The 12,848-nt window shown below is 45.5% G+C and carries 9 protein-coding genes; all 9 read right to left on the bottom strand.

All coding sequences use genetic code 11. The annotated features are described in order from the left end of the window. Positions 1–62: 62 nt before the first annotated feature. The 9 genes from NT010_01890 to NT010_01850 all read right to left on the bottom strand — a co-directional run bounded on the left by NT010_01890 (position 63) and on the right by NT010_01850 (position 12,843). A complete protein-coding gene (locus NT010_01890; GenBank protein ID MCX5804807.1) occupies positions 63–2,339 on the bottom strand; it encodes a xanthine dehydrogenase family protein molybdopterin-binding subunit in 2,277 nt (758 codons plus the stop codon). 2 nt (positions 2,340–2,341) lie between these two features. Continuing rightward, a complete protein-coding gene (locus tag NT010_01885; GenBank protein MCX5804806.1) occupies positions 2,342–2,809 on the bottom strand; it encodes a (2Fe-2S)-binding protein in 468 nt (155 codons plus the stop codon). Position 2,810: 1 nt separating this feature from the next. Next, complete coding sequence (locus NT010_01880; GenBank protein MCX5804805.1) at positions 2,811–3,086, bottom strand: hypothetical protein; 276 nt, start codon at positions 3,084–3,086, stop codon at positions 2,811–2,813. Between the two features lie 420 nt (positions 3,087–3,506). Continuing rightward, entirely contained in the window at positions 3,507–4,631 is a 1,125-nt protein-coding gene (locus NT010_01875; GenBank protein ID MCX5804804.1) for a hypothetical protein, read from the bottom strand. A gap of 305 nt (positions 4,632–4,936) precedes the next feature. After that, on the bottom strand, positions 4,937–5,818 hold the full coding sequence (locus NT010_01870) for an FAD binding domain-containing protein (protein ID MCX5804803.1): 882 nt from the start codon (positions 5,816–5,818) through the stop codon (positions 4,937–4,939). A 92-nt stretch (positions 5,819–5,910) separates the two neighbouring features. Next, on the bottom strand, positions 5,911–7,209 hold the full coding sequence (locus NT010_01865; GenBank protein ID MCX5804802.1) for a phenylacetate--CoA ligase: 1,299 nt from the start codon (positions 7,207–7,209) through the stop codon (positions 5,911–5,913). 72 nt (positions 7,210–7,281) lie between these two features. After that, positions 7,282–9,006, bottom strand: coding sequence for a hydantoinase B/oxoprolinase family protein (locus NT010_01860; protein MCX5804801.1), 1,725 nt, complete (start codon positions 9,004–9,006; stop codon positions 7,282–7,284). 2 nt (positions 9,007–9,008) lie between these two features. Beyond that, positions 9,009–11,105, bottom strand: a complete 2,097-nt coding sequence (locus NT010_01855) for a hydantoinase/oxoprolinase family protein (GenBank protein MCX5804800.1) — start codon at positions 11,103–11,105, stop codon at positions 9,009–9,011. A 109-nt stretch (positions 11,106–11,214) separates the two neighbouring features. Beyond that, positions 11,215–12,843, bottom strand: coding sequence for a methylmalonyl-CoA mutase family protein (locus NT010_01850; GenBank protein MCX5804799.1), 1,629 nt, complete (start codon positions 12,841–12,843; stop codon positions 11,215–11,217). Between the last annotated feature and the right edge of the window lie 5 nt (positions 12,844–12,848).

Here is a 12,848-nt window from a genome sequence, read left to right as displayed (position 1 = left end):
GAGCATCTGTAATCATCTTTAGAAGCTTATGCAAAAGCCTTAATTTATTGACCCGGTTATACTTATTCTCCTTCTTTCTCCTTTAATGCCTTTAAAACCTTTTCCGGTGTGATAGGCAGGTCTTTAATGCGTATTCCTACGGCATCATAGATGGCATTCGCAATTGCCGGTGCAGTTGGGACAAGCCCGGGTTCTCCGATACCCTTTGCACCGAAGGGACCGTCCTTTTCGTCTGTCTCAATAATTACTGCTTCCACAGGCGGAACATCCTTTGCCGTAGGCATTTTGTAATCAAGGAAGCTCCCGTTTTTCAATACGCCCTTGTCGAAGATCATTTTCTCGCCCATGGCATACCCGATCCCCATGAGACCGCCGCCGTAAATCTGTCCTTCAAGGAGCATGGGGTTGATTGCCTTGCCTACATCGTGGGCTGCAATATATTTCAGGATTTTAACCTGTCCTGTCTGCTTGTCAACCTCTACCTCCACACCATGGGCGCCGTAGGCATATGCAACTGACAGGTTGCCTTTAAAATCCTTGTCGAAATTCTCATTGGCAGGATCGTAAAAAAATTCCGCCATGAGCATTTGGCCGTTGCTTGTATAATGGGCATTTCGTAAAACTTTACCCAAGGCGATATTTTTCTCATTATCTTTTGTTGAATAAACCATACCGCCTTTGATATCAAGCTGTTGCGGGTCTACGCCAAGGCTCTTTCCCGCAATTTCCAGTATCTGCGCCTTTATCTTCTTTGCTGCGCCAAGGGCTGAATTCCCCGCAACAAAAGTCGTCCTGCTCGCATGGGCGCCTACATCCCAGGGACAGGTATCCGTATCGTTGTTGGTAACACGTACATCATCAATAGACGCGCCAAGGACCTCAGCCACAATCTGCGCAATCACAGTTTCCGAACCCTGACCAATATCGGTGGCTCCGGTAAAAACATCTATTTTGCCGTAGTCGTCTATTTTTATAGTTGTACCGCACCCGTCGGATTTGTAAACACGCGCGCCCCCGCCTACATGGATTAGCGATGCCATGCCTGTGCCCCTGCCATCGTGCTTGCTTTGCTTTGACTGCCGGTCAAGTTTTTTTACCACAGTATCAATACATTCTTTCATGCCACAGGAGGTGATCTTGAAGCGTTGAGGCGTTATCTCACCGGGTTCGTTGGCATTTTTCAGCCTGAATTCAAAGGGGTCAATGCCTGCCACTTCGGCAAGCTGGTCAATGGACGATTCAATGGCAAATGTAGCCTGCGGGTTGCCGTAACCTCTCATGGCCTGGCTGTACGTGTTGTTTGTATAGACACATTTTGCAATAAATTTAATATTGGGCACTTTGTAAAGTGAAGAAATGGGCATCATCATAACAGAAGGGGTTGTTGCCCCCCATGAAGTATAAGCACCGTTGTCGAGTATCATGTCCATTTCTCTGAAGGTCAAACGTCCCTCGCTGTCGCAACCCTGGGATATTTTCGTAATGGTGCATTGACGGGGAGACGTGGCAAAGAATTCCTCTTCCCTGGAAAAGACTATTTTCACCGGTTTATGCGTTTTCATGGCAAGAAGAATCGCCAGATATTCATAGGCATAAGTATCGAGTTTACTCCCAAAACCACCGCCAATGGCGCACTGGATAATCCTTGCCCGTTTATTCTTCAAACCGAAAGAGGCAAGTGCTTCGATATAATCCTTCTGCGCCAGTGACGGAATCTGGGTATTGCTGTACATAGTCAGGTTATTGTTCATATCTAAAGAGGCAATGCACCCGCTTGTCCCGAGACAGCAGTGTGTTACCCACTGTGTTGAGAAGGTATCTTCCACAATATGGGCCGATTCCTTTTTCGCTGCCTCAACATCGCCGCAGATGAGTTTCCATGGGAGCTTCAACACATTAGACTTCATCTCTTCATGAATAAGCGGCATTCCTTCCTTCATTGCCTCCATGGGATCGAAGATACCGGGCAATTCTTCATATTCAACATCTATAAGGTCAAGAGCCTCTTCGGCAATCTCAGGGGTAGAGGCGGCTACTGCCGCCAGTTCATCCCTCATGGAACAAACCTTACCTGTTTTAAGGGGAGGGTTATCCTTCATAACACCGAATTTAAAGGTAGGGATATCGGCGCCTGTAAGGACAGCCCTTACTCCGGACAGCCGTTCTGCGCGGGATGTGTCAATTTTAAGAATCCTTGCATGGGGATACCTGCTGTAGAGAATCTTTCCATAGAGCATGCCTGGTATTTTCAAGTCCTGGATATACATGGCATTTCCTGTTACCTTCGATGGAGCATCTAACTTCGGGATTCTTTGTCCGACTGTTGTCAGGGTCTCCATGCTCACCTCCTGCCTGCTGCGGTTTTTATGGCGTCTATAATTTTTACATATCCCGTACACCTGCAAAGATTTCCTTCGATGGCCTCTTTAATGTCGCTTTCAGTGGGATTGTCCTTTTCGTCCAGCAATGCCTTGGCCGACATGATCATACCGGGCGTGCAAAAACCGCACTGTACTGCCCCATCTTCGATAAAGGTTTTTTGAAGTGGGTGGAATTCGCCGTCAGCAGACAGGAGACCCTCGATGGTGGTAATCTTTTTACCCTCAACTTCAAGGATGGGGTATAAGCATGAATTCACAGCCTGGTTGTCGATAATAACCGTACATGCACCGCATTCCCCATAGCCGCAACCCTCCTTTGTGCCGGTGAGGCCGCAGACTTCCCTCAAAAAATACAGGAGTGTCCATTCAGGCCGAACTTCATATTTTGCCTCTTCGCCGTTTAAAGTAAAAATGATTTCCCTTTTCATTTTACCCCCTTGGTATATTTCCTGCATTTTCTGTCTTAAGCATATTTCCATTTTGTTCTCTTGGTCGGTCAACGGCATATCTGAAAATGTCCATCTGCGGCGGTCTGCTGCGCCCTGCGATCCTCCGACGTACGTTCAGTACGTCTACGGCCTGCAAAGCTTGCAGCCCATTCACACCTGAACCATTTTCAATATGCCGTTGACCACTCAAACCGAATTCACATATACGTTTATGTGAATTCGGAATAAAGAAGGTGGTAAGTTTCTTATTTTTCATTTCTGTTTTCTCCTTCCACCTTATTTTGTATTGTAAAACCATGCATTCATTCAATCTTCGTACCAATCTTTCATGTAACTTTTTCAATACCCAAAAGTTAATTACTTTTTAAAGAGCGCCTTCTTGGTTTCCTCTATCTTATTTTGTTCTTTTTAATAAACAAAAAGTCAACAATTCATAGCCATAATTATCGTTTGCGTCCACTGTGGACGCAATTTTTGTTTTATAGTCCAAAGCAATGCCAGTATTGGGTTTACAGAGAATTTATTTTTTGTTACAACTGTTGTAACAAATACTGTCGACATAGTGTCTGTAATTGCCAAATATGATCTAAAATTAAATTTCATCTGCATTATCTGGTCTAACGAGCGGATGCAGCCAATCGCCTTTGGCTCTGGCTGATTCAGTCGTTAGGTGTTATCATTTTTTGTTTTCTGTTCTTGCACTCATATAGGATTGCTCTAACCGATTTTTTGACTCGCTATTAATATCGATCTGTTTTAGTTCCAAAAAGGATAGGCTGAATACTTCCTTCTGATATGTGAGGCCATTAAGAAATAACGCCCCTTTAGGAACTGCAAAAATATACCTGATTTTGTCGATCTGATATTCTCTAAAATATTTTCTTATTTCACCTTCTTTTTGCTTGCATATGTATAATTTCAAAAATGATTCTGCCAGCTTTCGGTTCGCGCCTATATGATGATCTTTTCCGTTTAATCCGAAATACCCAGACGCCGTGAATTCCCCTAAGAATAAGGTCTTATCCTTTTCGGAATATCCTATTATATCAAGTTCCATTTTGCCGAATAATTTCCGTTGATCTGCACTTTTGACGGTAACTTTTGTCAGTTCCTGTTTCTCATAAAATTCACTTAAGCATGCCAGTTCAATATTTCTGTATTCGCGAGTATTGGCCATCGTTTCTTCACCTTCTTTATTTGATTGTATACCTGATACACGATTCACAGGGAGGAGTCGCCTTTTGCCACAATCCGCATTTTTCAATTCTATTCCACAAGCATTCCGTAAAACTCTTCTCATTTGGTCAGATGACTTAGCGTATTCTTTGGCAATTTCTATTAGTTCTGTATGCTCAAACGCAGTTTTTCTAAGAACAAGCAGTAACGATTCTATCAATGAAAAACTTTTATTCTCTTTGGCCAATACAATACAGTTATCAATCCAATTTTTTCTGATGTCGCTTTTTTTTGGAACGTACCTAAGAATTTTATAAAGCACAAAATCAGAAAATTCTATATCTTCATAGAACTTTGGCCACCATGCCTTGAGTATTTCCTCAAGTTGAAGTGGATATGGTAAATCCATGATAGCTATATGTAAAGCACCTTTCCAATCATGTTCTTTTGTAAGTTCTGAGGGATTCAATGTCGCAAGGGCTTCAGCAAGACCACCGCCCAACTTTCCCTCTAATTGTTTAAGTGCTTGACGATAGTCATGCGCATAGCAGGTCGAGCAGTATGGCATAGTACACCAATTATGGATATGTGCTGTCTTAATGATCTCAACAAACGCGTTGCTCATGAGCTCACCGCATTACCTTCCATAATTAATACCCAACATATATTATATGGATGCAAGCATATTCGTACAATACGAATCGGCCTATCATCCAATAAAATAAGGTAAACAGCAAAACAGGCTATTAAATAATCCCCGCTATTGTTGCATATCGGGCAAAGCAATATAATAATTCGGTCCATTACGATACCTTAAAAGTAGGTATACTGTCTAATTTTAACGGTGCATGGATATTATAGACATGTGGCTGCTTATATTGCATTGTTCTTTTATACCGCCCTTTTTTGCTTTAACTCAACACTCAAAACTTACAACTCAGAACTGTTTTTAATCCGCTCTATTGCCTTCAAAATAGCCCGTTTCGTGAGGACCTTCACCATCTCTTTCCTGTACCATGCTTCTCCCCGGAAACTGTCCCTCGGGGTGGCCTCAGAAGCTGCAATCTCACCGACCTCGGTCAGGAGTGCCTCAGAAATAATCCTGTCTTTCAATGCCTCTTCAGCCTTCCTTGCCCGGATAGGCCTTGGCGCAACAACACCCATGGCAATCCTTGCATCTCTGCACAGGAGGCTTTCCCCTTCCTTTTCCACTATAATTCGCGCCGCAATTCCCAGGATGGGCAGATCCATGGCCTGTCTTCTCGTATGTTTTATATAGGCGGAGCCTGTATTATCTCCGAATACGGGCATTTGAAATCCCTTTACCAGTTCATTTTTCTCAAGAGCTGTCTTGTTTGGCCCAAGAAAGAAGGCATCGATGTCAACCTCGCGTTCAACAGAGGACGCTTTTATTATTACCTTTGTATCAAGGACAAGGAGTGGGCATGCAGTATCAGCCGAAGGAGCTGCATTGCAGATATTCCCCCCAATTGTAGCCACGTTTCGAATCTGGCGGGAGCCGATGTTGCTTGCTGCATCATAAAGAGCACTGTAGTATTGTCTTATAAAGGCATGGTTCACAATATCGTTGTGGGTAGCGCTGCTTCCTATCCAGAGACCATCCTTACCCTCGATACCAGACAGGTCTTTTATGTTCCTCAAGGAAATCAGGTTTTTCGGTGCAATCTTCTTCTGTCTGAGCAAAACTAGCACATCCGTGCCTCCGGCAATAAACCGTGCGTCCTCAAGCTTCTCCATCAATTTTATTGCCTCTTCAATGGTTTGCGGCTTAAAGTATTCGTAAGCTTTCACCTTTACCCCCTTTTATAAAATCAATTTTGAGTGTTAAATGCTGAATGATAGATTTTAATTCAACATTCATAATTCAAAATTCAACATTGCATTCATCCCTCTCTGTTGTCGAAAACCCTCTTTGTCTTTCTCTCAGATCTCGGCAGCGTTGCATGGTCAACCAGTTCAATATCGCAGCTCACCATTATCTGCTTTTTTATCTCGTGCTCTATTGTCTTTTTGACGTGTTTATCTTCATGGTGCGAGAAATCTGATGCCCGCTCCACCCTTATCAGCATATGATCTTTGCCGTCCTCTTTCCTGTAAAGGATCACCTGATATTCACTTCCTACTCCTTTGATATGTGAAAGAATCTGGTCTATGTGGCTCGGATAGATATTGACCGCTCTGAATATGAACATATCGTCGGACCGCCCAAGTATCCTGTCGTGCATAGGCATGATGCTTCCGCAGGGACATCTTTCAGGGATAATCCTTGTCAGGTCTCTTGTCCTGTAGCGGATAAGCGGCGCTGCCTCCTTATGCAATGTAGTAACCACCATTTCTCCTACTTCCCCGGGCAAGACCGGCTCCAGAGTCTCAGGATCGAGTATCTCCAGTATGTAATAGTCTGCCCAGTAATGTATGCCTCTATGATGAATGCAATCAAGTCCTGTTCCGGGACCATATAATTCCGTAAGTCCGGGAATGTCAAAAAGCTGATCCGGTTTTACGCCTGACAGCTCCGATATTCTTTCCCTCATGGAATCGCTGCTTCTTTCTGAACCGAATATCATTTTTTTCAGCGCAATTTTTTCCCTGAGACCTCGTTTATCAATCTCTTCTGCCATTAGGAGTCCCATGGAGGCAGTACAACAGACAACTGTTGTCTGAAAGTCTTCCAAAAACTGACATTGCATATCGAGGTTCCCTGGACCTATGGGGATGGACATGGCACCGAACCTCTCACAGCCGTTCTGAAAACCCCATCCGGCAGTCCATACACCGTAGCCCACGGCGATCTGAATCCTGTCTTCCAGAGTACATCCTGCATACTCATAGCACCGTGCAAACATTTGCGCCCAGTCATCAATATCTTTTATTGTATAGCAAAGAACTTTCCTCTTGCCTGTCGTCCCGCTTGAGGCATGAATACGGATGATCTTTTCAAAGGGCACGCTCTGAAGCGGAAAAGGATATCCTTCCTGAAGGTCTTTGCTTGTTGTGAAGGGCAGTTTTCTTATATCGTCCAATGTTTTGATATCGCCGGGTTTTACGCTTACTTCATCAAATTTATGTTTATAATGTTTTGAGCCCTTGTATGTATGATTTACTGTCCATTTCAAGCCCTCCAGTTGAAAGGCTGCAAGTTCTGCTTCTGTCTTCATCTGTGCATCAAACCGCTTTTCCATAAATGTTTATCCTCCCTGTACCGCTATTAAATTTTCTCTCTCATGACTACCCCGCTCTTGCTTCGGGGTAGCTCACTTTTCCTTTAACCGGCGGCGGAGTTGCCTTGTCTCTTCCATATTTATAGCGTATGTCCCCGGATCTATGACAACACCATAATCGGTTTCAGCCTTTTCTATGCTTACGTATCCTTCGATAACATCGTTTAATACCATATCAGGTTCGCGTTCGAGGGGGTTGCCGTAGCCACCTCCGCCGGGAGCGTCAATAATTACTGTGTCGCCCGGCTTCAATTGTGTCAACCCATAGGAGTTTCCCGGAATTCCATTGACAAGAAGTTGGGCTCTTGTGCCTGATTTGCCTTCGAAAAGCCCTTCCGCAGGGTATAAATACCTCCCTGCCTGTATTCCCAGATTAACGGGTGGAGTAGGAGCATACTTGTCGTCAGGAACTTTGAAGACTTCTCTTTTTCCGAGACCCCCTTTCATCCTGCCGGGACCACCTGAATCGGCCAGTATTTCCCTCTTTTCCACAACAAGCGGGGTATCACTTTCAAATATCTCAACAGGTGTATTGGCGCCGTTTGCCGGGAAAATATAGACGTAGTTGCCGTCGTTGGCAATGCCTGCCCCCATGCCTCCTCCCCTGATGATTACCGAATGCCAAGGTTTCCCGTCGCCTCTCCTTCCGTAAAACACATTCATTGCGGCAGGGGTACCGCCGGAAGCAGCAATGACCCTGCCGGGCAGCACATTCGATAATGCCCGGTAGATCACCTCAGTAAGGAAATGGCCTACTCCCATCCGCGCAGCTACGGCTGCAGGAAACTTGCAGTTCACAACACTGCCTTCAGGGGCAATAAGTTTTATAGGTTTTGCACAGCCATCATTATTGGGGATGTCCGGAGCAAACATGCTTTTTATTGCCATGAACACATAGGCAAAAGTAAAATTAAAGACAACATTACCGCCCCAGTTCACCTGACCGGAAGAACCATCAAGATCGACAATGATCTCATTGCCTCTTATCTCAACATTTGCCTTGATAACAATGTCCCCGTCGCCTTTCATTTGTTCGATGATACCTTTGGCCTGATAGATGCCGTCGGGGATTTTCTCTATTTCCTCCCTCATGCTATTCTCGGTAAGACTGATAATCTGTTCAGCCAGATCATCGAGGTTTTCAAGCTCGCTTTCCTTGAGCATCTGGCATGCCTTTTCCGTACAAACATGATTTGCAGCTATCTGGGAGCGGATATCCCCGATAACCTCATCGGGCATCCGTACGTTCCATCGAATCATATCCAGGACCTGTTCGTTAAGAACCCCCTTGTGATAGAGCTTTACAACAGGGATAAAAAGACCTTCTTCAAAGACGTCGTGATTGTCCGAGGCAACACGTCCGCCGATATCGGAATGATGAAAAACACAGGCTGTGAATGCAACTAATTTTTCTTTATAGAAGATAGGGCTCATGACGCATACATCATTCAAATGACCTGCCAGCACCCAGGGGTCATTTGTAATAAACACATCGCCCGGCTGATAATGGTCTAAAGGTAATTTATTGACAAGATTCTTTATACCCAGAGCCATGGCTCCCGACTGTCCCGGAGTGGCGAGGCTGCCCTGGGCAAGCTCCCGGCCCAGTCTGTCCGTGAACATGCATGTGTAGTCATGAGCATCCCGAAGCAGGCTCGAAAAAGCTGTGCGAGCAACACTCGAATCCGCTTCATCTACTATGGAGATGAGCCTTCGCCACAGGATCTCTAACGTTATCGGATCAAAGGTACGTGCCATCTTCATACCCCCCCGATATCAATCCACAAAAACCCGAATTCATCTGTTGATATACGGCCGCCTTCACCTACAACAAGAGTTGACTCCTTTTCTTCAATAATGGCCGGGCCAATAAACCCGGCTCCGGGAAAGAGTTTGTACCTGTTGTATACCGTAAAAGGAATGAATGCCCGGGTAATGGGTGAGTATGCAAGCCGCTGCCCCTTAATAGCCGCATCAAGTGTCTGCCCCTGCTTTTTATCAATTTTGGGTAGTTGCAGGAGTCTCTCAGGAAGACTGGCTCTTACCTTGAAATTTATGAACTCCACTTCGGATTCAGGATAGGTCCTGCCATAGAGTTTTTTATAGACATCATCAAAGTAACGTCGTATATCAGTACTCTGGAATTTTGCAAAATCACCTGCAGGTACAGGCACATTGATTTCCGCACCCTGTCCCACAAAACGCATATCAAGGGAACGCTCATACCGGATAATATCATCCCCCTCTTCCTTCTTTAGTATGTGCAAGGCATCGGCTTCAAGACCCCTGAAGATGCCCTCTATTTCATCAAAAACAGCATTATTCAAGGAAACTTTGTGACTGCGCAGCAGATCAAAGGCACGGGGGGCGGTGAAAAAACCCATGGCTGAGCCTACACCTGAATTCGGCGGCACCATCATCCGAGGTACCCCGAGTTTCTTTGCAAGGCCATAGGCATGAACAGGTCCTGCTCCGCCGAAGGCAGCTATTGTTACAACTCCGGGATTTCCGCCTTTTTCGGCAATGTGAGTTTTGGCAGCTGCTGCCATTGTTTCATTGATAAGATTGTGAATCCCCCAGACAGCCTGTATAAAGGAAACCCCAAGGGGTCCGGCAATCTTTTCCTCGACACCGCGCCGTGCGCTGTCCCTGTCGAGCTTCATTTCTCCTCCGAGAAAATAGTTCTCGTCGAGATAACCCAATAGAAGATCGGCATCGGTTACACAGGGGTCTGTACCTCCCCTCCCGTAGCAGATAGGTCCCGGTACTGCCCCGGAACTTTCCGGTCCTACCTGAAGTGTGCCCAGCTTGCTTACTTTAGCAATACTGCCGCCGCCAGCGCCAATTTCCATAAGGTCTACTACGGGCACCTGAATTGTAAGGCCGCTTCCCTTCATAAACCTTTGTACGCGTCCCACCTCGAAGGTCGGCACAATTCCGGCAACTCCTTTTTGAATCAGACACGATTTTGCCGTAGTGCCTCCCATATCAAAACAGAACATTTCAGAAACATTGAAGTGTCTTCCGTAGTATTGGCCTGCGATGACTGCTGCTGTGGGCCCGGACTCGATAATCCTTACAGGAAATTCGGCAGCTGTTTCAACAGAGGTAACGCCGCCGCTTGAAAGCATAATAAAGAGCTTGCCCTTGAAGCCGATGTGCCCAAGTCGCGCTGCCAGATTGGACAGATAACGCTCTGTAAGAGGCTTGACATAGGCATTGGTAACGGTAGTGCTTGTTCTTTCGTATTCTTTAATCTGCGGCAGAACATGATATGAAATGGAAACTGAGATGTCCGGGGCCTCACGGGCGATGATATCCCGGATTATGAATTCATGGGAGGGGTTTTCAAATGAATTAATAAGACAGACAGCAATTGATTCAACGCCCATATCAAGGAGTGTCCGTACGGCATGCATTGCCTCTTCCGGGTCTAAGGCCTTCAGAATACTCCCGTCGCTTCGAATCCTCTCGTCCACTTCAACACGGTATCTCCTTGGTATAAGAGGCTTGGGAAATTCGGCAAAGATATCGTAAGGGGCATAGCGTTGTTCACGGCCTATTTCCAGAACATCCCTGAACCCCTTTGTTGTGATGAGTCCTGTTCTGGCTCCCTTTCTTTCAATGATGGAATTGATCACCAGAGTCGTTCCGTGTATCAATTCATCCAGTTGTGCCACAAAGTCCGGCGATGAGGCGCCTAATGCTCTTATACCCTTTCCAACTGCTTCCGAAGGGTCATGAGGAGTAGTCAAACGTTTATCGGTTTGAATCTGACCTGTTTGATCGTTCAACAGGACAAAGTCGGTGAATGTGCCGCCGATATCACAACCTAACCGGTAATGCTTGTTAGCCATAAACCCCTCCAAACTCAGCTAAACCATCAGTAGCCCTGCTGCTTGCAGCAGGTATCCATTTCACCCATCCCTTGAGGGGAGGGTAAAATCAGAACTCACCCTCATAAATTCAAAACAGTGCAGGTTCCTGGAACTCTCCAAATTCCTGCCTGAAAATACTTGTCATCTCACCTACTGTTACATATGCCTTGCAGCATTCCACAAGGCAGGGCATGACATTTTTGCCTTCCTTTATTACTGATTCAAGCTCTTTTAAGGTGCGGAGAACATCCTGCTGTGATCTTTGTCTTTTTACCTGCTTGAGGTCTTCTATCTGTCTCTCCGCTGATTCATAGTTGTACTCGTGCAGCTTAACTTCTTCTGATTCGCCCTCTTTGTATATATTTACTCCTACCTTTAAAAGCTCGCCGGATTCAAGTCCTTTTTCCACTTCGTATGCCTGCCGTGCAACAAGTCTCTGGATATAGCCCTTGGAAACCGCCTTTATCATACCACCATACTTTACTATCTTTTCCGTTTCTTCTTCGATCTTCTGTTCCATTTCCTTTGTGAGGGTTTCAATAAAATAGCTCCCTGCAAGGGGATCCACAGTATCACGCAGACCCATCTCGTCCATCAGCAATTGTAATGTACGGAGCGAAAGCAGAGCTGAATGGGGTGTAGGGATTGTGTATGCTTCATCATAACTGCACAAAGCAGTGGTCTGTGCCCCTGACAATGCAGCTACAAGCGCATAGTAAGCTCCTCGCATGATATTGTTTTCAGGTTGCGCCTTGGTAAGTCCATATCCACCTCCTCCGAAAAGTCCGCGCAGGAAAAGGTTCTGTGGATTCTTCACATTATATTTTTCCTTCAGATTTCTTGCCCATAGTTTACGGGCTGCCCTGAATTTTGCAATCTGTTCCCACATGTTGCCGAAAACGTTAAGGTTAAAAGAAAATCTCCCTACAAAGGCATCAATATCATATCCTCTTGCAAGCACATTGTCTATGTATACATTGGCTATCAGTATTGCGTAGGCAATTTCCTGGGCAGGCGTTGCGCCCGATTCCCGTATATGATAACCGCATACGCTTACCGGGTTTGTACGGGGCATAACGGTCATGGCATACTCTATCGTGTCGCCGATGAGTCTCACTGCCGGTTCAACAGGAAATATCCATGCCCCTCTGCCTACCATCTCTTTTAAAATATCGTTCTGAGGCGTGGCAGAAATAACCTTCGGGTCATACCCATATTTTTCTCCCACAGCCTGATACATGGCAAGCATGATGGAGGCAACGGCATTTATGGTAAGGCCAGCGCCTATCTTATCTAACTTTATGTCTTTAAAGGCAATTTCAAAATCACGGAGCGTATCGACAGCCATGCCGACCCTGCCTACCTCCCCTTCTGACATGGGGTCATCGGAATCATAGCCCATCTGGGTGGGAAGATCAAAAGCAACATTAAGCCCTGTCTGGCCATGGGAAATCATGAGCTTGAAACGCTGGTTTGTTTCTTCCGGTGAGCCGAATCCTGTATATTGTCTTGTGGTCCATTCACGGGATCTGTATCCAAGAGGATGAATACCCCTGGTATAAGGATACTGCCCCGGATCTGCAACGTCTTTTTCATAGTCAAAACCTATCCGGTTCAGATCTTCCGGTGTATATGAGGGCTTTACATGGATACCTGATTCCAGGATTACATCGAGAATCCGGTCTTTGTCATCTTTTATATAGCGTGCAACTGCCATGTATA

It is taken from the genome of Pseudomonadota bacterium (assembly GCA_026388275.1).
GTDB lineage: Bacteria > Desulfobacterota > Syntrophorhabdia > Syntrophorhabdales > Syntrophorhabdaceae > JAPLKB01.
The sequence above is the reverse complement of the archived record's forward strand: the minus strand, read 5'-3'. Positions and strand labels throughout refer to the sequence as shown.